Below are 23235 nucleotides of genomic sequence, written 5' to 3'. Positions count from 1 at the left end.
TCCGTGCCGCCGTATCACGCCTTTTCAATGGTTTGGGCGGGGACGATGTGGGCGCCGCAGTGGCGCAGGCGGGTCAGCAGGTCGGTCAGGGCGCCGTGGTCGAGGCGCGGGTCGCAGCCGCCGATGCGCTCGTACCACTCGCGTGTCACGCAGACGCCGACCTCGCCGTCGATCCGGCGGCGGCCGAGCAGTCGGTCGACCAGCCGCGGGCGGGCATCGGTCAGGCTCACCGCGTCGAACTCGCCGGCGGCGACCCGGCGGGCCAGCCGCCGCAGTGCCGGGGCGGCAGTCACGCAGCCGAGCACCGGAAACACCAGCACCTCGCCGGCGGTGCGCGGGATGGCGAGGCTCAGGCGCTCGCCCAGGCATGCCGCGGAGAGCGGCAGGTGGCGCGCCCGGTAGCGCCGGGCGATGCCGGCGACACGGCGGTCACCGGTGTCGTCGAGCACCACCAGTTCCAGCTCCTGGTCGTCGGCAAGCGGCGCCACCACGGCGAGCTCCCGCGGCAGCCGCGGTCCGGCGCGTCGAGCGTCGAGGATCAGGGTGGCGAGGGTAGGGGGCATGCGAGCTCCGAGGCCAGGCGCGGTAGGCTCCGGATGGCGGCCAGGAGGGTCGCTGCCGGCGGGGTTTCATGTAAATAAGTGTAGCTCCTGGTTAAGGGATGTATCAAAGACCCATTTCGCGGCGGCATGCGATCGATCATGGTGCATCAGGGTGATCACCTGCACCTTCAGGGTGCAGTGTGGCGGTGCAAGCGTTCTTCCAGGGCGGGTGCGTCATCGGGGTGCAGCGGATGTCGGCGGCAAAAGCCGATGTTTTTCATGCGCTTGTGGCAATGATGATGCCGATGGGTGCAGGGTTGGCACGCCGCGTGCATTGTTATGGACAGCGCTCGGCGAGGCCGGGCGGTCGTGGGCAGCAACCCCGCGGCGTGCTACAAAAGATCGCAGAGGTTCCTGCTTCGCGATCGACGCTTCACCCTAACCATCGAGCCATGCTCAATCGGAGGACATCATGTCTGCCAAGACCCTCGCCCTGATCGAAGAACACGACATCAAGTGGGTGGACCTGCGCTTCACCGACACCGTCGGCAAGGAGCAGCACGTCACCATTCCCGCCCGTGAGGTGGACGAGGAGTTCTTCGAGAACGGCCAGATGTTCGACGGCTCTTCCATCTCCGGCTGGAAGGGCATCAACGAGTCCGACATGATCCTGCGCCCCGAGGACGGCACCGCCTACCTCGATCCCTTCACCGAGGACGCCACCCTGGTGCTGCGCTGCGACATCATCGAGCCGGCCACCATGCAGGGCTACGACCGCGACCCGCGCTCCATCGCCAAGCGTGCCGAGGCCTACCTGCAGTCTACCGGCCTGGGCGACACCGCCTTCTTCGGCCCGGAGCCCGAGTTCTTCATCTTCGACGAGGTGCACTGGAAGGCCGACATCGAAGGCGCCATGTACAAGATCACCTCCGAGGAGGGCGCCTGGGCCACCGATCGCCAGGTCGAGGGGGGCAACCTGGGGCACCGTCCGCGGGTCAAGGGCGGCTACTTCCCGGTGCCGCCGGTGGACAGCTTCCACGACATCCGTGGCGCCATGTGCAACACCCTGGAGGCGATCGGCCAGAGCGTCGAGGTGCACCACCACGAGGTCTCCAACGCCGGCCAGAACGAGATCGGGGTCAAGTTCAACACCCTGGTCAAGAAGGCCGACGAGGTGCAGGAGATGAAGTACGTGATCCACAACGTGGCCCACGCCTATGGCAAGACCGCCACCTTCATGCCCAAGCCGCTGGTCGGCGACAACGGCAGCGGCATGCACGTGCACCAGTCCTTCTGGAAGGAGGGCGTCAACCAGTTCGCGGGTGACGAGTACGCCGGCCTCTCCGAGATGGCGCTCTACTACATTGGCGGCATCATCAAGCACGCGCGTGCCCTGAACGCCTTCGCCAACGCCTCCACCAACTCCTACAAGCGCCTGGTGCCGGGCTTCGAGGCGCCGGTGATGCTGGCCTACAGCGCCCGCAACCGCTCCGCCTCCATCCGCATCCCTTACACCGCGAGCCCCAAGGGCAAGCGCGTGGAGCTGCGCTTCCCGGATCCCACCGCGAACCCCTACCTGTGCTTCGCGGCGATGCTGATGGCCGGCATCGACGGCATCAAGAACAAGATCCACCCCGGCGACGCCATGGACAAGAACCTCTATGACCTGCCGCCGGAAGAGGGCAAGAAGGTGCCCACCGTGGCCCACAGCCTCGACCAGGCCCTGGAGGCGCTGGACGCCGACCGTGCCTTCCTGACCGAGGGTGGCGTCTTCACCGATGACATGATCGATGCCTACATCGAGCTCAAGATGGAGGATGTGGAGCGCATCCGCATGACCACCCATCCCATCGAGTTCGACATGTACTACAGCTGCTGATGCCGAGCGCCCCGCGGGGCGCCGGTGCCAGATGAATCGAAAGGGGTTCCGCTACCGGCGGAACCCCTTTCTTCTCTACACTATCCAAGGCATGAGCCCGACAGGACGACGTCGATCCATTCCGGTGACGAGCCGATACGCAGGGGATTCTCCATGAACAAGGCAGTGCTGACGCTGGTGGTGGGCATGGGCGTGAGCCTGGTGGCCCAGGCACAGACCATCTACCGCACCACCGACGCCCAGGGCAACGTGGTGTTCACCGATAACCCGGACCGCGGTGGCGAGCAGGTGGAGCTGGCCCCGGTCACCGTGGTGCCCTCCACCGGCGAGGTGCGCAGCGGCCCGGCCGTTCCCCGCGTCGAGGGGGCCGCGGCAGCCCCGGCCTCCCCTGGTCAGCCGTTCATGCCCTACGACAGCTTCCGCATCGTCTCACCCACCCACGAGCAGGCCTTCCCGGTAGGGGCGGCCGGCAACATCACCGTGGATCTCGGCATCGAGCCGGGGCTGCGCGAGGACCACCGCGTGCGGCTGCTAGTGGATGGCCAGGTCAGCCAGTCGGCGATGCATACCAGCGCCTTCATGGTGCCCAACATGAACCCCGGCGAGCACGTGCTGCAGGCCGAGCTGCTGGATGCCGGCGGCGAGGTGCGCCATCGCACCGCGCCGGTGACCATCTATGTGCTGCGGGCCAACGTCAACCGCCAGCCCGCCGGTTAGCTCCCCCCTCGCCGGGCACCCTGGCCGTGGTGCCCGGACGGCAGTCCGAGGCCCTGCCACCCGCCGCCCGGCGAGCATCGCCCGCATCCTCCCGTCCTGCCGCCGGCCCAACCGCCCGAGGCGGACGAGGCCTATTCGCCGCGACGAGGCCTGGAGGCCCCGGCGCGTCGCCTGCCCGAGGCGGAGCCCTCGCGCCGAGGTGCCGCGGCCGAAGCGGACGCCGATACCTCCCCCTGAGTCGCCTCGCCCTGCAGCGCTGAAGAGTGCAGGGTGCCGCGCAATGCACTACTTTGGTGCGCATATGCCGCCGCCTGGGGATGCCGGGCGCGCCATCATGGGGCCTGCACGCCTGGCCCGCTTCTTGCACTACTCCCCTCAGAACGACGACTCCCGGAAACGACATGGCCGCTGCGATGCATCAACGCCTGATGGAACACCTCACCACCGCCGTGCTGCTGCTGGACGGCGAGCTCAGGGTGGTGTGGATGAACCCCGCCGCCGAGGCGCTGCTCTCGCTGAGCCTGAGCCGCGTGGAGGGGGTGGCGCTCTGCTCGCTGATGGAGCAGGCCGACGGCCTGGCCGGCGTGCTGAGCAAGGCGCGTGACGCCTTCCACCCCTTCACCCGCCGCGAGGCGCGCCTGGCGATGTTGGGCGGCGAGCCGCTGACCGTGGACTACACCGTGACGCCGCTCTCCCGGGACGAGTTGCTGCTGGAGGTGGAGCCCCGCGACCGCCTGATCCGCATCTCCCGGGAGGAGGCGCTGCTGACCCGCCAGGAGACCGTCAAGGTGCTGACCCGCGGCCTCGCCCATGAGGTCAAGAACCCGCTGGGCGGCATCCGTGGCGCGGCCCAGCTGCTGGAGCGCGACCTGGAGAACCCGGCCCACCGCGAGTTCACCCGCATCATCATCGAGGAGGTGGATCGGCTGCGCGACCTGGTGGACTCCATGCTGGGTCCCAACCGGGTGGCGCGCCATGAGCCGGTCAATATCCACAAGGTGCTGGAGCGGGTGCGCAGCCTGCTGCTCGCCGAGCATCCCACGGTAAACATCGAGCGCGACTACGATCCCAGCCTGCCGGACCTCGCCGGTGACGAGGCGCAGCTGATCCAGGCGGTGCTCAACGTGGCGCGCAACGCCGTGGAGGCGATGCACGAGGCGGGCACGCCCGCACCGCACCTGGTGCTGCGCACCCGGGCGCGGCGCCAGTTCACCCTGGGCGCCGAGCGCCACCGCCTGGTGGCCGAGGTGGCGCTCCTCGACAACGGCCCCGGCATCCCCGAGGCCCTCAAGGAGACGCTCTTCTACCCCATGGTCTCGGGGCGCGCCGACGGCAGCGGCCTGGGGCTCTCCATCGCCCAGGGCATTCTGCATCAGCACCAGGGCCTGATCGAATGCGATTCCGTGCCGGGCCATACCGAATTCCGCCTGCTGATTCCTCTGGAGACGCGCCATGACTGACGTTGCACGCGTGGCGGTCGTCGATGACGACCGCGCCATCCGCTGGGTGCTGGAGCGCGCCCTGGCCCAGCCCGACCTCGAGGTGGAGTGCATCGAGCGTGCCGATACCGCCCTCGAGCGCCTGCTGGCCGACCCGCCCGACGTGCTGGTCACCGATATCCGCATGCCCGGCATCGATGGCCTCGACCTGATGGCTCGGGTGCGTGAGGCCCATCCCGAGCTGCCGGTGATCGTGATGACCGCCCACTCCGACCTCGACAGCGCCGTGGCCTCCTACCAGGGCGGTGCCTTCGAGTACCTGCCCAAGCCCTTCGATGTCGACGAGGCGCTGGCCCTGGTGCGCCGTGCCGTGGCGCATGCCCGGGAGCGCCGGCGGCCGGTCAGCGTGCCCGAGGGGCTGGACGCCGAGATCATCGGCGAGGCACCGGCGATGCAGGAGGTGTTCCGGGCCATCGGCCGGCTCTCGCACTCGCATATCACGGTGCTGATCAACGGCGAATCCGGCACCGGCAAGGAGCGGGTGGCCCGCGCCCTGCATCAGCACAGCCCGCGCACCGGCAAGCCGTTCATCGCCCTCAACATGGCGGCGATCCCCAAGGACTTGATCGAGTCGGAGCTGTTCGGTCACGAGAAGGGCGCCTTCACCGGGGCCACCGCCCAGCGCCAGGGACGCTTCGAGCAGGCCAACGGCGGCACCCTGTTCCTGGACGAGATCGGCGACATGCCGGCGGAGACCCAGACCCGGCTGCTGCGGGTGCTGGCCGACGGCGAGTTCTACCGTGTCGGCGGCCACACCCCGGTGAGGGTGGACGTGCGCATCATCGCCGCCACCCACCAGGACCTGGAGCGCCTGGTGGAGGATGGCCGCTTCCGCGAGGACCTCTTCCACCGCCTCAACGTCATCCGCGTGCACCTGCCCAGGCTCGCCGAGCGGCGCGAGGACATCCCACGGCTGGCCAACCACTTCCTTGCCGAGGCGGCCAAGGAGCTGGCCACCGACGTCAAGGTGCTCACCCCCGAGGCCGAGCGCCACCTCACCCGGCTGCCCTGGCCCGGCAACGTGCGCCAGCTGGAGAACGCCTGCCGCTGGCTGACGGTGATGGCCTCGGGTCGCGAGATCCTGGTGGAGGACCTGCCGCCGGAGCTGCGCGGCGAGGGCGACGAGACGACCGGTGCCGGCGGCGACTGGCGGGTGGCCTTCCGCGACTGGGCCGACCGCGCCCTGGCCGCCGGCCACACCCACCTGCTGGAGGAGGCCGTGCCCGACTTCGAGCGCATCCTGATCGAGACCGCCCTGCGTCACACCGGCGGCCGCAAGGGCGAGGCTGCCGAGCTGCTGGGCTGGGGGCGCAACACCCTCACCCGCAAGCTCAAGGTCCTGTTGCCGGCGCTGGCCGAGGGGGAGTAGGGGCTGGGCGCCGGCGCCGGGGGCTGCCAGAATGGGCGCCTCAAGGAGAGACGCCCATGACGCAGATGAGCTGGGAGCGGCTGCTGGATCCAAGCCGCCTGCACGACCGGCGCGGCGCGCGCCCCGCCGATGGCCGCGGAGAGATCGGCCGCAGCCCCTTCCACAAGGATCATGACCGTATCGTCTTCGCCGGTTCCTTCCGGCGCCTGGGGCGCAAGACCCAGGTCCACCCGCTGACCGACAACGACCATATCCATACCCGCCTGACCCACTCCCTGGAGGTGGGCTGCGTGGGGCGCTCGCTGGGCATGATCGTCGGCGAGCGGCTGAGCGGCCGCCTGCCCGGCTGGATCACCCCCGCCGACCTGGGGGTGATCGTCCAGGCCGCCTGCCTGGGTCACGACATCGGCAACCCGCCCTTCGGGCATGCCGGGGAGTACGCCATCCGCGACTGGTTCAAGCGCGCCGAGGCCGACGGCAGCGGCCTGCTCGAGGGGCTCTCGCCGCTGGAGCGCGAGGACCTGCTCACCTATGAGGGCAACGCCCAGGGTTTCCGGGTGATCACCCAGATCGAGTACAACCAGTTCCGCGGCGGCATGCGCCTGACCACGGCGACGCTGGGCACCCTGCTCAAGTACCCCTGGACGGTGGAACACGGCGGGGCCATGGGCAAGTTCGGCTGCTACCAGAGCGAGCGCCACCTGCTGGTGGAGGTGGCCGAGCGCCTGGGGCTGCCCGCCGGCGGGGAGGGGCGCTGGTGTCGCCACCCCCTGGCCTGGCTGGTGGAGGCCGCCGATGACATCTGCTACGCGCTGCTCGACCTGGAGGATGGCCTGGAGATGGGCATCCTGCGCTTCGACGAGGTCGCCGATATCCTGATCCAGATCGCCGGCGGCGAGCCCCACGACTATGCCGCCATGCAGCGCCAGGGGGTCTCCCAGCGGCGGCGCATCGCCGCCCTGCGCGGGGCGGCCATGGAGCGGGCGGTCAGCGACGTCGGCGCGGTGTTCGTGCAGCACGAGGCGGAGCTGCTCGCCGGGCGGCTGCGCCAGGACCTGCTCGAGCTCTGTCATCCGGACCTGGACTGGGGGGTGAAGGCGGCCAAGCAGCTGGCCCGGGAGCGGATCTTCCAGAACGAGCGCAAGGCCAAGCTGGAGATCGGCGCCTATACGACGCTGGGGATCCTGCTGGAGGCCTTCATCGGCGCGGCCCACGAGCTTCACCACACCGGGCGCTCCACCTTCAAGCACCAGCGGGTGCTGGCGCTGATCGGCGAGAACACCCCGCGTCCCTCCTGGGGCCTCTACGACAGCTACCGGCGCATGCTCGACTTCATCGGCGGCATGACCGACCACTACGCCGTGGACCTGGCCCAGGAGATGGGCGGGCGCCTGCGCGGCGACTGAGGGGGCCTTGGCTAGGCGCCGGGCGCGCGGCTGGCGCCGGTGTGCGCCATCAGGGTGGCGATGACGGCGTCGTGGGCGGCGGCGTCGAACTCGCCGGGGCAGAGCGTGGCGAGGCGGCCGGCCAGGTCGTCGCCGCTGTCCACCAGCAGGTCGTCGGGGCCGTCGTCGGCCTCCACCCGCCAGCCGGGCAGGGTCAGTACGCCCATCACCGGCACCGCGTGACCGGTGCGCTCGGCGAGCCAGTCGGCCATCCAGCGCGCCAGCTCGCGGGTCTTGGCCAGCGGCTTGCGTTCGCTCCAGCCCGGGAAGCGCAGCCGCGCCTTCTCCACCACCAGCCGGTCGAGCTCCTCGCCGGAGGGGGCGAAGGGGCGGGTGCGGGCGCGGGTCTCCACCACGAAGACCCCGCAGGGGGTCACCACCACATGGTCGATGCGGGTGCCGCCCGCGGGGATGTCGTGGAAGACATAGAAGGGGTGGGCCTCGGGGCGCACCAGGCGCTCGAGCTCCTGGCCCACCGCCAGTTCGCAGGCGAGCCCCAGCTTGAGGCGCCGGATGCGCTGGAAGTCGCGCATCAGCCGGAAGCTGTAGCCCAGCACCAGCAGGGTGCTCAGCGCGCCGTAGAGGGCCCACTCCACCCAGTGCTGCTCATGGGAGACGATCATGCGCCCCATGCCGTAGACCAGCGGCACCAGGGTGACCAGGGGGCCGAGGGCGCCGTTGAGGTAGAGGCCGGCGAAGGCGTCGTCGAGGCGGTCGCGCAGGTGCTGGCCGGGCTCGCGCAGCGGCCGGGCGTCGAAGGGCGAGCGCACCCGGGCGTCATGCAGGTTGCGCAGCGCCACCACGATCACCCCCATGGCGGCGAGCGGAAACAGGAAGATCAGGGGGAGCAGGTATTCCAGCCAGGCCATCGGGGTTCCTTGCCCATGCGCAGGGTGCGGCGGAGGTCGCCCCATTCTAGACAACCCCGCCCCCCGGGGGCCATGCTCTGTTCGGCGCAGGCAGCGAGGCAGCAGGATGACGGCAGCGACGGCAACTTCCCTTACCCCCCTCGACCCGGCGAGCCTGGAGGCGCTGGTCGCCTTCATCGAGCGTCACCCGCGGCTGGCGGTGCTCAGCGGCGCGGGGATCAGCACCGCCAGCGGGATCCCCGACTATCGGGACGCCGCCGGCGAGTGGAAGCGCTCGCCGCCCATGCAGCACCGCCAGTTCATGGGCAGCCACGCCGCCCGGCAGCGCTACTGGGCGCGCGCCCTGGTGGGGTTCCGTACCCTGGGCGAGGCGCGCCCCAGCGCCGCCCACCGGGCCCTGGCGCGGCTGGAGGCACAGGGCGTGGTACGCGGGGTGATCACCCAGAACGTCGACGGCCTGCACCAGCGCGCCGGCTCGCGCCGGGTGATCGACCTCCATGGCCGCGCCGACCGGGTGCGCTGCATGGGCTGCGGCGCCCGTCGCATGCGCCATGCGCTGCACGCCGAGCTGGAGGCGCTCAATCCGCGCTGGGCGAGGCAGGAGGCGGGGGCGGCTCCGGATGGCGATGCCGACCTGGAGGCGGACTTCTCGGGCTTCCGGGTGCCGGCCTGCTCGCGCTGCGGCGACGGCATCTGGAAGCCCGACGTGGTGTTCTTCGGCGACAGCGTGCCGAGCGACGAGGTGGCGCGGGCCTTCGCCCTGCTCGAGGCCAGCGACGCCCTGCTGGTGGTGGGCTCGTCGCTGATGGTCTATTCCGGCTTCCGCTTCGCCCGCGCCGCGGCCCGCGACGGCAAGCCCATCGCCTGCCTCAATCTGGGGCGCACGCGGGCCGACGACCTCTACGCGCTGAAGGTGGCGGCGCCGCTGGAGGCCTCCCTCGCCGCCCTGGCCGAGCGGCTGGCACCCGACCTCAGCCGCCGGCCAGCCTGACCGTGTAGCCGCGCGCCTCCAGCTCCGCCTTGAGGACCTCGCGCTGGTCGCCCTGGATCTCGATCACGCCTTCCTTGACCGCGCCGCCGGTGCCGCAACGCTTCTTGAGGGCCTTGGCCAGGGCCTTGAGCTCGGCCTCGGGCAGCGGCACGCCGCCGATGGTGGTCACCCCCTTGCCCTTGCGGCCGCTGGTCTCCCGGCGGAGGCGCACGATGCCGTCGAGCTCGGCCAGGCGGGCCTGCTCCGCCTGCTCGGCGCAGCGGCACTCGGCGATGGGCTGGCGACAGTCGGGACAGGTCTCGCCGTGCTCGGTGGAGTAGACGAGGCCGCGCAGCTGGTCCTGGAGGGATGGCATGGAGAGGACTCCCGGAGTGGTGGAGGAACATGGCCGGGATGATAGCGGCTGTGGCCGCCGGCTGCATGATGACTCGACAGGGCTCGGCGGGTGGGCTCGCCGGGCCCGCTCAGCGGGCGATGACGCGGGGAGCGAGCTCCCGGGCCAGGCGGGCGACCACAGTGGGCAGTTGGAACATGCTGGTGATCATGATCGCGCCTTCCGGGGTCTGCTCGACGTCCGGGTAGCGGTTGAGGTGTACCACCGTCATGCCGGCGGCCAGCGCGGCCCGCACGCCCACCACCGAATCCTCGATGGCCAGGCAGCGCGCCGGAGGGTAGCCCATCTCGTGTGCCGCATGGGCGTAGAGGCAGGGATCGGGCTTCCAGCAGTTGGCGGTGTAGGCGCTGAACAGGTGATCACCGAACAGGGTCTCGAGGCCGGTCGCCTCGAGGGAGGTGCGGATCTTGTTCTCGGGCCCGTTGGAGACCACGCCCATGGGGTAGTCGGAGAGCGCCGCGAGTGCCTCGGTGGCGCCCTCGATGGGGGTGAGCTCGGTGGCCAGGCGCCGGTTGAGGTTGGCGCGCATGGTGCTCTCCAGCGGCCCCAGGGCCTCGGGGTCCACCCGGCCGTGGCGGCTCTCCAGCTCGGCCACGATGCGTCGGAAGCGGGCCCCGCGAAACTCGCCGATGTAGTCGCTGGCCTGGAAGGGCAGGCCCACGGCGTTGAGCGCGGTGGCCATCTCGTCGGCGAGCAGCGGCTCGCTGTCGACCAGGGTACCGTCGCAGTCGAAGAGCAGGCAGAGGGAGCGTGGCATCACCAGTCCTCGCGGGTGTGGCCAAGGGTATGTCGACGTTCTCCCTTAGTGTAAGCCGAGATGGCGGACTTTGTGAACACTGTTTCTAAAGTTGGGGGCTGCCGGGGTCGCCAACCGCAACGGGCGACCCAAAGGGTCGCCCGTCGGTCGTGCGGCGTGCGCCTCAGCGCACCTTGGGGTCGAGCTCGCCGCTGGCGTAGCGCTCGAACATCGCCTCCAGGTTGATCGGCTTGATCTTCGAGGCGTTGCCGGCGGTGCCGAAGGCCTCGTAGCGGGCGATGCACAGCTCGCGCATGGCGGAGACGGTCTCCTTGAGGAACTTGCGCGGGTCGAACTCGCTGGGGTTCTCGGCCAGGAAGCGACGCACCGCACCGGTGGAGGCCAGGCGCAGGTCGGTGTCGATGTTGACCTTGCGCACGCCGTGCTTGATGCCCTCGATGATCTCCTCGACCGGCACGCCGTAGGTCTCGGGGATCTCGCCGCCGTGGGCGTTGATCACCTCGAGCCACTCCTGGGGCACCGAGGAGGAGCCGTGCATCACCAGGTGGGTGTCGGGGATGCGGGCGTGGATCTCCTTGATGCGCTGGATGGAGAGGGTGTCGCCGGTGGGCGGCCGGGTGAACTTGTAGGCGCCGTGGCTGGTGCCGATGGCGATGGCCAGGGCATCCACCCCGGTGGCCTTGACGAAGTCGGCGGCCTCCTCGGGGTCGGTGAGCAGCTGCTCCATGTCGAGCTTGCCCTCGGCGCCGATGCCGTCCTCCTCGCCGGCCATGCCGGTCTCCAGGCTGCCCAGGCAGCCCAGCTCACCCTCCACGGAGACGCCGCAGGCGTGGGCCATCTCCACGGTGCGGCGGGTGACGTCGACGTTGTAGTCGTAGCTGGTCGGGGTCTTGCCGTCCTCGCCCAGGGAGCCGTCCATCATCACCGAGGAGAAGCCCAGCTGGATGGAGCGCTGGCACACCGCAGGGCTGGTGCCGTGGTCCTGGTGCATCACCACCGGGATATGCGGGAACTCCTCCACCGCGGCCAGGATCAGGTGGCGCAGGAAGGGGGCGCCGGCGTACTTGCGCGCGCCGGCGGAGGCCTGGACGATCACCGGGGAGTCGGTGCGGTCGGCGGCCTCCATGATGGCGCGCATCTGCTCGAGGTTGTTGACGTTGAAGGCCGGCACGCCGTAACCGTGCTCGGCGGCGTGGTCCAGCAGCTGGCGCATGCTGATCAGTGCCATGGTGTCACCTGTCTGTCGTGATGGCGGCGGTCCCGTCGGGCGCCGCCGCGTGGCAAAAGGGGGTCCTGAAGTGGAGCCAGTCTATCAGCCCCGGGCCGCGGCGGCCTCCAGGGCGGCCACCGCCGGCAGGGTCTTGCCCTCGACGTACTCGAGGAAGGCGCCGCCGCCGGTGGAGATGTAGGAGACCCGCTCGGCGATGCCATACTTGTCGATGGCGGCCAGGGTGTCGCCGCCGCCGGCGATGGAGAAGGCCGGGCTCTCGGCGATGGCCTTCGCGATCACCTCGGTGCCGCGGCCGAACTGGTCGATCTCGAACACGCCCACCGGGCCGTTCCACAGGATGGTGCCGGCGTCCTTGAGCAGGGCGGCCAGGCGCGCGGCGCTCTCGGGGCCGATGTCGAGGATCATCTCGTTGTCCGCCACCTGGTCCACCGGCTTGACCACCGCCTCGGCGGACTCGGAGAACTCGGTGGCTACCACCACGTCGCTGGGCAGCGGGATCTCGACCCTGGCCATCAGGGCCTTGGCCTGGTCGATCAGGTCGGCCTCGTGCAGCGACTTGCCGACGTTGTGGCCCGCCGCGGCGATGAAGGTATTGGCGATGCCACCGCCGACGATCAGCTGGTCGCAGCGTTCGGAGAGGGCGTTGAGCACCTCCAGCTTGGTGGAGACCTTGGAGCCGCCGACGATGGCCGCCATGGGGCGAGCCGGGGTGGCCAGCGCCTTCTCCAGGGCGTCGAGCTCGGCGGCCAGCAGCGGACCGGCGCAGGCCAGCGGGGCGAAGCGCGCCACCCCGTGGGTGGAGGCCTGGGCGCGGTGGGCGGTGCCGAAGGCGTCCATCACGTAGACGTCGCAGAGCGCCGCATAGCGCCTCGCCAGCGCCTCGTCGTCCTTCTTCTCGCCCGGGTTGAAGCGCACGTTCTCCAGCAGCACCACCTCGCCGTCGGCCACCTCGACCTCGTCCTCCAGGTAGGCGGTGACCAGGCGCACCGGGCGGCCCAGCAGCTCGCCCAGGTGCTCGGCCACCGGCGCCAGGGAGAACTCCCCGGCCGGCTCGCCCTCGGTGGGGCGGCCCAGGTGGCTCATCAGCAGCACCCGGGCACCGGCGTCCAGGGCGGCCTGGATGGAGGGCAGGGCGGCGCGCAGGCGGGCGTCGCTGGAGACCTTGCCGTGCTTGACGGGTACGTTGAGGTCCTCGCGGATCAGCACGCGCTTTCCGCTGAGGTCGAGGTCGGTCATCTTGCGCACGTTCATCGGGGGGCGTTCCTCATCTGGAAACCTGGGGCGGTAGTTCTTCGGCGAAGGCTCAAGGGGTAGCGGGCGGCAGGGCCGCCAGGCGCCGGGCGACGTCGAGCATGCGGTTGGCGAAGCCCCACTCGTTGTCGAACCAGCACAGCAGCTTGAGCAGGCGGCCGCCGGCCACCCGGGTCTGGGTGGCGTCCACGATACCGGAGCGCGGATCGTGGTTGAAGTCGACCGAGGCCATGGGCTCTTCGGTGTAGCCGAGCCGTCCGGCCAGGCGCCCGCGGCTGGCCTCGGCGAGCAGGGCGTTGACCTCGGCGGCGCTGGTGTCGCGCCTCACCGTGATGGCCAGGTCCATGGCCGAGACGTTGATGGTGGGCACGCGCACGTGCAGGCACTCGAAGCGGCCGGCCAGGTGCGGCATCAGGCGGTTGATGCCCAGCGCCAGGCCGGTGTCCACCGGCACGATGGAGTGCATGGCGGAGCGGGTCAGGCGCAGGTCGGTCTGGTGGTAGGCGTCGATCACCGGCTGGTCGTTCATCGCCGAGTGGATGGTGGTGGTGACGCCATGCTCGATGCCCAGCGCCTCGTCCAGCACGGTGAGCACCGGCACCAGGCAGTTGGTGGTGCAGGAGGCGGCCGAGACGATGCGCTGGGCGGGGGCCAGCTCGTGGTCGTTGATGCCGCTGACGATGGTGGCGTCGACGTCGTTCTCGGCGGGCTGGGAGAACAGCAGGCGGCCGGCGCCGGCGGCCAGGTGGCGCGCGGCGGTGGCGCGGTCCCGGAAGCTGCCGGAACACTCCAGCACCAGGTCGATGCCCAGCTCCGCCCAGGGCAGGCGGTCGGGATCGGCCTCGTTGAGCACCCGGATCGGCTGCCCGTCGATCACCAGGTGGCCCTCGCCGCTCTCCACGCTGCCGGGGAAGCGCCCGTGGGTGGTGTCGTAGCGGGTCAGGTAGGCGATGGTGGCCAGGTCCGAGAGCTCGTTGATCGCCACGACCTCGAGCGCCGAGCCGGCACGCCCCGCCGCGGTGGCCTTCTGCTGCTCCTCGAACAGGGCGCGCAGCACGCACTGGCCGATGCGGCCGTAGCCGTTGATGGCGATGCGATGGGCCATGGCGGTGAGGGTCTCTCCTGGGGCTCTCGAGAACCGGCGATTCTAGCGCATTTCAGCCGACGAGTCCCGGCAGGCGCCAGGCCAGCGGCAGCAGCAGGGCGGTGAGGATACCGGTGAGACTCATGCCCAGCGAGGCGAAGGCACCGGCGGTGGGGCCGATCTCGAAGGCACGCACCGTGCCCAGTGCATGGCCGTTGATGCCCAGCGCCAGGCCCAGCAGGCGCTCGTCGCGGATGTCGAGCCAGCGGGCCATGAGGCCCACGGCACCGATCGCCGCCACCCCGGTGACCAGCAGGCCGCCCATCATCAGTGGCACCGAGCCGCCGAGGCGTTCGGTGATGGCGATGGCGATGGGGGCGGTGACCGACTTGGGGGCCAGCGAGGCGAGGGTCTCCGGTGGCGCCCCCAGCAACCAGGCGATGCCCACCGCGTAGAGCGCGGCCATGCCGGCGGCGACGGGCAGGCAGGCGAGCAGCGGGCGCCACAGGGCGCGGACATGGCCCATCTGCTGGTAGAGCGGCAGGCCCAGCGCCACCGTGGCGGGCCCCAGCAGCAGCATCAGCCAGCCGGCGCCGCGACGGTAGTCGGCGTAGTCGATGGCGAGCAGCGCCAGCACGCCCGCCAGCAGGAGCGCGGCGACCAGGATCGGCGGGCACCAGGCGGGGGCCCGAGCAGCGCGGAACAATCGCTCGCCGGCGAAGTAGGCGGCCAGGGTCAGCGCCACGGCGGCCAGCGGGGAGGCCATCAGGTGATCGAGCAGCTCAGGCATCGCGCTGGCCCTCGTCGCCCACCAGGCGGCGCAGCAGCCACAGGGTGGTGAAGACGCTGAGCAGGGTGCCCAGCAGCAGGGCGGCGAGGATCGCGGTCAGCTGGCCGGCCAGCTCGTCGAGCATGAAGAAGATCCCCACCACCCCGGGCATGATCAGCAGCGCCAGCACGGCGATCAGCGGTCTAGCCGCGGCGGCGATGTCGTCGAAGCCGCCGCCGTGGAGAATCAGCCAGACGGTCAGCAGCAGCATGCCGACGACGCCGGCGGAGACGGGCAGGCCGGTGAGGGTGATCAGTACCTCGCCGAGCAGCAGGAAGCCGATCAGCCAGAGGAAACCGCGCAGTGCGGGCATGGAGACGCCTCCTGAGTCGCGACAGCGGAAGGCGAGCATGTTAGCACGCTATTCTTGTCCCGGCCGCGACCCAGCCTCGGCCGCCCCCGCCGCTGTCGTCGGAGGTCACCGTCGCCTGAGGCGGTGGCCGGGCAACGAAAAAAGGCACGACCGGATGGTCGTGCCCCTCGTCGTCGTCAATGGCGATCGCGTCGCCTCAGCCCTCCAGCAGCTCGTTGGCCTGCTTGACCACGTTCTCCACGGTGAACCCGAAGTGCTTGAACAGGTCGCCCGCCGGGGCGGACTCGCCGTAGCTCTTCATGCCGATGATGCGCCCGTCGAGGCCGACGAACTTGTGCCAGTAGTCGGCGTGGCCGGCCTCGATGGCGATGCGCTTGGTCACGGCCCTGGGCAGTACGCTCTCGCGGTACTCGGCCTCCTGGCCGTTGAAGCGGTAGGTGGAGGGCATGGAGACCACGCGCACGGCCCGGCCCTGCTGGGTGAGCTCGGCGGCGGCGTCCATGGCCAGGCCCACCTCGGAGCCGGTGGCGATCAGGATCAGCTCGGGCGTGCCCTCGCAGTCCTTGAGCACATAGCCGCCGCGCTGGATGTTGGCCAGCTGCTGCTTGGTGCGGGCCTGGTGCGGCAGGCCCTGGCGCGAGAGGACCAGGGCGGTGGGGCCCGACTGGCGCTTCAGCGCCGCGTTCCAGGCCGCGGCGGTCTCGGCGGCATCGCAGGGGCGCCAGATCAGCAGGTTGGGGGTCGAGCGCAGGGAGGTGAGCTGCTCGACCGGCTGGTGGGTAGGGCCGTCCTCGCCCAGGCCGATGGAGTCATGGGTGAAGACGTAGATGGCCTGCTGGCCCATCAGCGCGGCCATGCGCACGGCATTGCGCATGTACTCCATGAAGATCAGGAAGGTGGCGCCGTAGGGGATGAAGCCGCCGTGCAGCGCGATGCCGTTCATGATCGCGCCCATGCCGAACTCGCGTACCCCGTAATGCAGGTAGTTGCCTCCCGGGGTCTCGGGGGTGATCGCCTGGGCGCCGTCCCAGAAGGTCAGGTTGGAGGGCGCCAGGTCGGCGCTGCCGCCGAGCAGCTCGGGCAGCTCCGGCCCCAGGGTGTTGAGACAGTTCAGCGAGGCCTTGCGCGAGGCGAGGTTCTCGCCGTCGTCCTGGGCCTTCTGCAGCATCGCCTCGGTGGGCAGTTCCAGGGGCAGCTTGCCCTGCATGCGACGCTGGAACTCGCGCGCCAGGTCCGGATGGGCCTCGGCATAGCGCTCGAGGCGTGCCTGCCACTCGTCCTGGCGCGTCTTGCCCGCCTCGGTGGCGTCCCAGCCCTGGTAGATCGCCTCGGGCACATGGAAGGGGGCGTGGGGCCAGTTCAGTCGCTCGCGGGCGGCGGCGACCTCGTCCTCGCCCAGGGGCGCGCCGTGGCACTCCTCCTTGCCCTGCTTGTTGGGGGCGCCGAAGCCGATCACCGTCTTGCAGATGATCAGGCTGGGCCTGTCGTCCTGGCTGCGGGCGGTCTCGATGGCGGCGCGGATCTCCTCGGGCTTGTGGCCGTCGACGTTGGGCACCACGTGCCAGCCGTAGGCCTCGAAGCGCTTGGCGGTGTCGTCGGTGAACCAGCCCTCGACCTCGCCGTCGATGGAGATGCCGTTGTCGTCATAGAAGGCGATCAGCTTGCCGAGCTTCTGGGTGCCGGCCAGGGAGCAGGCCTCGTGGGAGACCCCCTCCATCAGGCAGCCGTCGCCCAGGAAGCAGTAAGTGTGATGGTCGACGATGGTGTGGCCGGGGCGGTTGAACTGGGCCGCCAGGGTCTTCTCGGCGAGCGCCATGCCCACGGCATTGGCCAGGCCCTGGCCCAGCGGGCCGGTGGTGGTCTCGATGCCCGGGGTATAGCCGAGCTCGGGATGCCCCGGGGTCTTGGAGTGCAGCTGGCGGAAGTTGCGCAGCTGCTCCAGCTCGAGGTCGTAGCCGGTCAGGTGCAGCAGCGAGTAGAGCAGCATGGAGCCGTGGCCGTTGGAGAGCACGAAGCGGTCGCGGTCGGGCCACTTCGGGTCGGCCGGGTTGTGCTTGAGGTAGTCGTTCCACAGCACCTCGGCGATGTCGGCCATGCCCATGGGCGCGCCGGGATGGCCTGACTTGGCCTTCTGGACGGCATCCATGGAGAGGGCGCGAATGGCATTGGCCAGTTCGAAACGGGACGGCATTGAAAGCTCCTCGCCTGCGGCAATATGCGTGCGGCCCTCGCCGAGGGGGTGGCGGGGCGAGCGGTTCGGCTGGATCGGGCGCCGTGCGGGACGGGCGCGGCGCGGTCGAAGTCGGTGGCGTATTGTCGCCGACTTGACGGCGCGCTTCAAATCGTGGATGCCGGGCGCAGGCCCAGCGTGTAGACTCTTGGCCCCAATATGAGGCCCGCCGCGGCCTGTTCTTGTGACTTGTTGTGATATCCGTGCCATCACGGTCGAGGACGCCATGAGCGAATACTCCCTGTTTACCTCCGAATCCGTCTCCGAGGGACACCCGGACAAGATCGCCGACCAGATCTCCGACGCGGTGCTCGACGCCATCATCGCCCGCGACAAGCAGGCACGGGTGGCCTGCGAGACCCTGGTCAAGACCGGCGTGGCGATCGTCGCCGGTGAGATCACCACCTCCGCCTGGGTCGACCTCGAGGCGATCGTGCGCGAGGTGATCACCGGCATCGGTTACACCTCCTCGGATGTCGGCTTCGATGGCCAGACCTGCGGCGTGCTCAACCTGATCGGCAAGCAGAGCGTGGATATCGCCCAGGGTGTGGATCGCACCAAGCCCGAGGACCAGGGCGCCGGCGACCAGGGGCTGATGTTCGGCTACGCCACCAACGAGACCGACAGCTTCATGCCGGCGCCGATCCACTACGCCCACCGCCTGGTGGAGCGCCAGGCGGAGCTGCGCAAGCACGGCCTGCTGCCCTGGCTGCGTCCGGACGCCAAGAGCCAGCTCACCTTCCAGTACGACGCCGAGGGGCGCCCCTGCGCGGTGGATGCCATCGTGCTCTCCACCCAGCACGACCCGGGCATCGACCAGCAGGAGCTGCGCAAGATGGTCAGGCGCGAGATCATCGAGCAGGTGATCCCCGCCGAATGGCTCTCCGCCGAGACCAAGTACCACATCAACCCCACCGGCAAGTTCGTGATCGGCGGGCCGGTGGGCGACTGCGGCCTCACCGGGCGCAAGATCATCGTCGACACCTACGGCGGCATGGCCCGCCACGGCGGTGGCGCCTTCTCCGGCAAGGACCCCTCCAAGGTCGATCGCAGCGCCGCCTATGCCGGGCGCTACGTGGCCAAGAACATCGTCGCCGCGGGCCTCGCCGACAAGTGCGAGATCCAGGTCTCCTACGCCATCGGCGTGGCCGAGCCCACCTCGGTCTCGGTCAACACCTTTGGCACCGGCAGGGTGGACGATGCGCGGATCATCGCGCTGGTGCGCGAGCACTTCGACCTGCGCCCCCACGCCATCACCCGCATGCTCGACCTGCTGCACCCGATGTACCGGCTGACCTCGGCCTATGGCCACTTCGGCCGCGAGCCCTTCGAGACCTCCTACACCTGGACTGATACCCAGGGCCAGGAGCACACCGAGACCTTCACCGCCTTCCCCTGGGAGAAGACCGACCGCGCCCACGCCCTGCGCCAGGCCGCCGGTCTCTGATCGCGAAGGTCGTGTAAGCCCTGGCTGACAGGCAATGACGGGCCCCGCCGGCAGCGCCGCGCGGGGCCCGTTGCTATGGTAGGGAACAGGCCCACGCCGCAGGGCACTGCCCATGCCGACTGCTTCCTTCCTGCCCCTGCTCTGGCTCACCCTCTGGTTGCTGGCCCCGGTTACCTGGGCCGCCGACGCCTGTCCCCGAGTGCCCTCGACCGGCGATGTCGCGGCGCTGGTCGAACGCCTGGCCCAGTGGGACGACGCCTACTACCGGCGCGGCGAGTCCATGGTCAGCGACGACGTCTACGACCAGGCCCGCGCACGCCTCGACGCCTGGCGACGCTGCTTTCCCGGGCGGGTGCCCGAGGCGGCCGCCTCGCCCACTTCCATGGGCCATCCGACGGGCCATCCCGGGGACCAGGCGCACCACCCGATCCCCCAGACGGGACTGGCCAAGCTGCCGGACGCCGAGGCGGTGGCGCGCTGGCTCGCGCGTCGCCACGACGCCTGGGTCCAGCCCAAGGTGGACGGGGTGGCGGTGACCCTGGTCTATCGTCGCGGCGCGCTGGTGGCGGCCATCAGCCGCGGCGACGGCGTGGCCGGCCAGGAGTGGACCGCCCGGGTACGTCGGCTGCCGGCGGTGCCGGAACGCCTGCCCGAGCCCCTGGATGCCGTGCTGCAGGGTGAGCTCTACCGACGCCTCCAGGGCCATGTGCAGGTCGAGGCCGGCGACGCCGGGGCGCGTGCCGAGGTCGTCGGCCTGCTGGCCCGGGAGCGCCTGGGTGAGGCCGAGGCGGCCCGGGTCGGGCTCTTCGTCTGGGACTGGCCGGATGGCCCGGCGGACATGGCGACACGCCTGCACCGCCTGGCGGCGCTGGGCTTCGCCGACACCGCCGCCTACACCCATCCGGTGACGGGGCCCGCCGAGGCGAAGCGCCGGCGCCAGGCGTGGTTCCGCTCCCCGCTGCCCTTCGCCACCGACGGCGTGGTGCTGCGCCAGGCCTCGCGCCCGCCCGGCACGGCCTGGGAGGCCGAGCCGCCGACCTGGGCGGTGGCCTGGAAGCATCCGCCCCGCGAGGCGCTGGCCGAGGTGCGTGCGGTGAGCTTCCCGGTCGGGCGCACCGGGCGCATCACCCCGCTGCTGCACCTGGTGCCGCTGGAACTGGCCGGGCGCACCCTGCGCCGGGTCTCCGTGGGCTCCCTGGCGAGCTGGCGTGAGCAGGACATCCGTCCCGGCGACCAGGTGATCGTCGCCCTGGCGGGACTGACCATCCCGCGCCTCGAGGGCGTGGCCTGGCGCGCCCCCGAGCGCCGGGCGTTGGCGGTGCCGGACCCCGAGGCCTACCACGCCCTGAGCTGCCTGCGCCCGGCAGCGGGGTGCGAGGAACAGTTCCTGGCACGGCTCGCCTGGCTCTCGGGGCCCGCGGCCCTGGACCTCGCCGGCGTCGGGCCGGGCACCTGGGAGGCGCTGGTGGCGGCCGGCCTGGTCACCGGGCTGCTGGAGTGGCTGGCCCTGGACGAGGCGGCGCTGCGCCGCGCCCATGGCATCGGCGAGGTGCGTGCCGACCGACTGGCGGCGACCTTCGCGGCGGCCAGGGAGGCGCCCTTTCCTCGCTGGCTGGAGGCGCTGGGGGCGCCCCCCGGGGTGGAAGCCGCCCTGCCGGCCGACTGGTTCACCCTGGCGGGGCGCACCGAGGACGACTGGGCGGCCCTGCCCGGGGTGGGGCCGGGGCGCGCCGCGGCGCTGGTCGCCTTCTTCGCTCATCCCGAGGTGCGTCGCCTGGCCGAGCGGCTGGGCGACCTGGGGGTGACCGGGTTCGGGCGTTGATTGTCGCCGCCTCGGCTCCCTGCCTATAGTGAGGGGCATGCCATTTGCTGCCCCTTCGCAATCCACGAGGTGAGCCCATGAACCAGCCCGCCGTGACCCCGACCACGACCCAGGACTTCAAGGTCGCCGACCTGTCGCTCGCCGACTGGGGGCGCCGCGAGATCCGCATCGCCGAGACCGAGATGCCGGCGCTGATGGCGATCCGCGAGCAGTACCGCGACGCCCGTCCACTGGCCGGGGCGCGCATCGCCGGCTGTATCCACATGACCATCCAGACCGCGGTGCTGATCGAGACCCTGATCGACCTGGGCGCCAGCGTGCGCTGGTCCTCGTGCAACATCTTCTCCACCCAGGACCACGCCGCCGCCGCCATCGCCGCCGCGGGCATCCCGGTGTTCGCCTGGAAGGGCGAGACCGAGGAGGAGTTCTGGTGGTGCATCGAGCAGACGGTGGCAGGCCCCGACGGCTGGACCCCCAACCTGGTGCTGGACGACGGCGGCGACCTGACCCTGCTGCTCCACGAGAAGCGCCCGGAGCTGCTCGACGCCATCCACGGCATCTCCGAAGAGACCACCACCGGGGTGCACCGGCTGCAGGAGATGCTGCGCGCCGGCACCCTCAGGGTGCCCGCCATCAACGTCAACGACGCCGTGACCAAGTCGAAGAACGACAACAAGTACGGCTGTCGCCACTCCCTCAACGACGCCATCAAGCGCGCCACCGACCACCTGCTGGCCGGCAAGCAGGCGCTGGTGGTGGGCTACGGCGACGTGGGCAAGGGCTCGGCCGCCTCGCTGCGCCAGGAGGGGATGATCGTCAAGGTCGTGGAGATCGACCCGCTGTGTGCCATGCAGGCGTGCATGGACGGCTTCGAGGTGGTCTCGCCCTATGTCGGCGGCGAGAACCGTGGCCTCGACAGCATCGATCGCGCCCTGCTCGCGCGCCTCGACCTGGTGGTGACCGCCACCGGTAACATCGCCGCCTGCGATGCCGCCATGCTGCAGACCCTCAAGCCCGGGGCGGTGGTGTGCAACATCGGCCACTTCGACAGCGAGATCGATACCGGCTACCTGCGCCGCCACTGGCACTGGGAGGAGGTCAAGCCCCAGGTGCACAAGGTCTACCGCGACAGCCGGCCTGGCGAGTTCGACCCCGCCAGCCGCGATTACCTGATCCTGCTCTCCGAAGGGCGCCTGGTGAACCTGGGCAACGCCACCGGCCACCCCTCCCGGGTGATGGACGGCTCCTTCGCCAACCAGGTGCTGGCGCAGATGCACCTCTACCAGGGGCGCTTCGCCGAGCTGCCCGCCGAGGAGAGGCCCGAGGCGCTGGCGGTGAGCGTGCTGCCGCGCCACCTCGACGAGGAGGTGGCCCGCTACATGGTCGAGGGCTTCGGCGGGGTGATCACCCGCATGACCGAGGCCCAGGTCGACTACACCGGCGTGCCGGCGGACGGGCCCTACAAGCCTGACGACTACCGTTACTGATCCCCTACAACCCGGCCAGGCGCATCATCAGCGTCAGGTAGAAGGGGATCAGCAGCGGGGCGGCCAGGGTGGTGACCAGCACCGCCAGCGCCCCCTTGGCCGGGGCGATGCCCAGCTCCATGGCCACCACCACCACGTTGGCGGCCATGGGCACCACCCCCAGCAGCAGCATCGCCATGGCCAGCTCTCGGGAGAGCGGCGCGATGGCCCCCAGCCCCACCACCGCCCCCAGCGCCAGCAGCGGCCACAGCAGGCAGCGCACCGCCACGCAGGCGCCGATGAAGCGGGCATCCACCTCGCGCAGCGAGACCCGCCCCAGCGTCATGCCGATGATCATCATGCCCATCAGGGTGTAGGTTGCCGGGAACACCGCCAGCCCCTCCATGGCCGCCACCGGCACCTCGAGACCCAGGCCGCTCACCGCGAGCGCCGCCAGGAAGGCGTAGACCAGCGGCAGTCGCGCGATCTTGGCCAGGCTCTCGGCCACCGAGAACTGCCCCCGGGCGCTGAGGTAGAAGCCCACCGTGAACTCGTAGAGGGTGATGCCCAGCACGCAGAACAGGTAGAGGGTGACGCCCTCCGGCGGCAGCAGCACCAGCGCTACCGGCAGGCCGAAGTAGCCGGTGTTGCCGGTACCGGCGGAGAAGGCCAGCAGGGCGCTCTCCTGAGGCGCGAAGCGCCGGCGGGTCAGCCGGTGCACCGAGATGGCCAGCAGGCTGGCGGTGGCGAAGGCGGCCAGGGTCAGCAGCAGGTAGGCCGGGGTGGGGCCGCCCAGCACCAGGCCGCGGAAGAAGGTCAGCGGTGCCACCAGGTAGATCAGCAGGGTGGCCACCGGGCGCGGGTCCACCGCCAGGCGGCGCGCCGCCAGCCAGCCCAGGGCCACATAGGCCAGCAGCGTCCACAGCGGGCCCATCAGGGCCGAGGGGTCGATGGACGGCATGGGCACCTCCCTGTCGTGGCCTGTCATCGAGGCGCCCATGATGCCTGGCGCCGGGGTCGGCGCCAACTTGAGCGAAATCGATCCAGGAACGCGAATCTTTCATTGGTGGCCGGCGGAGCGGGGCGTCACAATGGCGCCA

Annotated in this window: 20 protein-coding genes; 9 read left to right on the top strand and 11 right to left on the bottom strand. The window is 70.6% G+C overall.

Features of this window, described 5'->3' with window-relative positions:
• Positions 1-14: 14 nt before the first annotated feature.
• Positions 15-563, bottom strand: a complete 549-nt coding sequence (locus tag BLP95_RS11290; protein WP_089679442.1) for a hypothetical protein — start codon at positions 561-563, stop codon at positions 15-17.
• Positions 564-1014: 451 nt separating this feature from the next.
• Between BLP95_RS11290 and glnA the strand changes: the two genes are divergently transcribed.
• The 5 genes from glnA to BLP95_RS11265 all read left to right on the top strand — a co-directional run bounded on the left by glnA (position 1015) and on the right by BLP95_RS11265 (position 7412).
• Entirely contained in the window at positions 1015-2421 is a 1407-nt protein-coding gene (glnA, locus tag BLP95_RS11285) for a glutamate--ammonia ligase (RefSeq protein ID WP_089679440.1), read from the top strand.
• Between the two features lie 153 nt (positions 2422-2574).
• A complete protein-coding gene (locus tag BLP95_RS11280; RefSeq protein WP_089679438.1) occupies positions 2575-3138 on the top strand; it encodes a DUF4124 domain-containing protein in 564 nt (187 codons plus the stop codon).
• A 413-nt stretch (positions 3139-3551) separates the two neighbouring features.
• The gene (gene glnL / locus BLP95_RS11275; protein ID WP_089679702.1) at positions 3552-4598 is read left to right on the top strand and encodes a nitrogen regulation protein NR(II); all 1047 of its coding nucleotides are present in this window, start codon (positions 3552-3554) and stop codon (positions 4596-4598) included.
• Positions 4591-6006: a nitrogen regulation protein NR(I) gene (gene ntrC, locus BLP95_RS11270; RefSeq protein ID WP_089679435.1), complete on the top strand. Its 1416-nt coding sequence runs from the start codon at positions 4591-4593 to the stop codon at positions 6004-6006. The genes glnL and ntrC overlap by 8 nt, the downstream gene beginning before the upstream one ends.
• 56 nt (positions 6007-6062) lie before the next feature.
• Positions 6063-7412: a deoxyguanosinetriphosphate triphosphohydrolase gene (locus BLP95_RS11265; protein ID WP_089679432.1), complete on the top strand. Its 1350-nt coding sequence runs from the start codon at positions 6063-6065 to the stop codon at positions 7410-7412.
• A gap of 11 nt (positions 7413-7423) precedes the next feature.
• Here the strand turns inward: BLP95_RS11265 and BLP95_RS11260 are convergent, their stop codons facing one another.
• Positions 7424-8320 carry a nuclease-related domain-containing protein gene (locus BLP95_RS11260; protein ID WP_089679430.1) on the bottom strand — a complete coding sequence of 299 codons (897 nt, stop codon included), beginning with the start codon at positions 8318-8320 and terminating at the stop codon, positions 7424-7426.
• Positions 8321-8426: 106 nt separating this feature from the next.
• On the opposite strand from BLP95_RS11260, the gene BLP95_RS11255 reads away from it, so the two are divergent.
• Positions 8427-9311: an NAD-dependent protein deacetylase gene (locus BLP95_RS11255; RefSeq protein ID WP_089679427.1), complete on the top strand. Its 885-nt coding sequence runs from the start codon at positions 8427-8429 to the stop codon at positions 9309-9311.
• Here the strand turns inward: BLP95_RS11255 and BLP95_RS11250 are convergent.
• From BLP95_RS11250 to tkt, 8 genes are all read right to left on the bottom strand, one after another.
• Positions 9292-9666: a translation initiation factor Sui1 gene (locus BLP95_RS11250; RefSeq protein WP_089679424.1), complete on the bottom strand. Its 375-nt coding sequence runs from the start codon at positions 9664-9666 to the stop codon at positions 9292-9294. The two genes, BLP95_RS11255 and BLP95_RS11250, sit on opposite strands and share 20 nt — an antisense overlap.
• Positions 9667-9775: 109 nt before the next feature.
• Entirely contained in the window at positions 9776-10462 is a 687-nt protein-coding gene (locus BLP95_RS11245; RefSeq protein WP_089679421.1) for an HAD family hydrolase, read from the bottom strand.
• Between the two features lie 163 nt (positions 10463-10625).
• Positions 10626-11690 carry a class II fructose-bisphosphate aldolase gene (gene fba / locus BLP95_RS11240; RefSeq protein WP_089679418.1) on the bottom strand — a complete coding sequence of 355 codons (1065 nt, stop codon included), beginning with the start codon at positions 11688-11690 and terminating at the stop codon, positions 10626-10628.
• A gap of 84 nt (positions 11691-11774) precedes the next feature.
• Entirely contained in the window at positions 11775-12944 is a 1170-nt protein-coding gene (locus tag BLP95_RS11235; RefSeq protein ID WP_089679416.1) for a phosphoglycerate kinase, read from the bottom strand.
• Between the two features lie 52 nt (positions 12945-12996).
• Positions 12997-14049, bottom strand: a complete 1053-nt coding sequence (locus BLP95_RS11230) for a type I glyceraldehyde-3-phosphate dehydrogenase (RefSeq protein WP_089679412.1) — start codon at positions 14047-14049, stop codon at positions 12997-12999.
• Positions 14050-14101: 52 nt separating this feature from the next.
• On the bottom strand, positions 14102-14818 hold the full coding sequence (locus tag BLP95_RS11225; RefSeq protein ID WP_089679409.1) for an LrgB family protein: 717 nt from the start codon (positions 14816-14818) through the stop codon (positions 14102-14104).
• Positions 14811-15170, bottom strand: coding sequence for a CidA/LrgA family protein (locus BLP95_RS11220; RefSeq protein ID WP_089679405.1), 360 nt, complete (start codon positions 15168-15170; stop codon positions 14811-14813). Before BLP95_RS11220 ends, BLP95_RS11225 begins: the two co-directional genes overlap by 8 nt.
• A gap of 196 nt (positions 15171-15366) precedes the next feature.
• Positions 15367-17361, bottom strand: coding sequence for a transketolase (gene tkt, locus BLP95_RS11215; protein ID WP_089679402.1), 1995 nt, complete (start codon positions 17359-17361; stop codon positions 15367-15369).
• A gap of 265 nt (positions 17362-17626) precedes the next feature.
• Between tkt and metK the strand changes: the two genes are divergently transcribed.
• The 3 genes from metK to ahcY all read left to right on the top strand — a co-directional run bounded on the left by metK (position 17627) and on the right by ahcY (position 22156).
• On the top strand, positions 17627-18847 hold the full coding sequence (gene metK / locus BLP95_RS11210) for a methionine adenosyltransferase (RefSeq protein ID WP_089679399.1): 1221 nt from the start codon (positions 17627-17629) through the stop codon (positions 18845-18847).
• 112 nt (positions 18848-18959) lie between these two features.
• On the top strand, positions 18960-20669 hold the full coding sequence (gene ligB / locus BLP95_RS11205; RefSeq protein ID WP_089679396.1) for an NAD-dependent DNA ligase LigB: 1710 nt from the start codon (positions 18960-18962) through the stop codon (positions 20667-20669).
• A 77-nt stretch (positions 20670-20746) separates the two neighbouring features.
• Complete coding sequence (gene ahcY, locus BLP95_RS11200) at positions 20747-22156, top strand: adenosylhomocysteinase (protein ID WP_089679392.1); 1410 nt, start codon at positions 20747-20749, stop codon at positions 22154-22156.
• A gap of 4 nt (positions 22157-22160) precedes the next feature.
• Here the strand turns inward: ahcY and BLP95_RS11195 are convergent, their stop codons facing one another.
• Complete coding sequence (locus BLP95_RS11195) at positions 22161-23096, bottom strand: AEC family transporter (RefSeq protein WP_089679389.1); 936 nt, start codon at positions 23094-23096, stop codon at positions 22161-22163.
• Between the last annotated feature and the right edge of the window lie 139 nt (positions 23097-23235).

The sequence above is a fragment of the Halomonas shengliensis genome, assembly GCF_900104135.1.
Lineage (GTDB): Bacteria > Pseudomonadota > Gammaproteobacteria > Pseudomonadales > Halomonadaceae > Halomonas > Halomonas shengliensis.
Note: the sequence above shows the minus strand (reverse complement) of the source record. Positions and strands in the feature narration are given on the sequence as shown.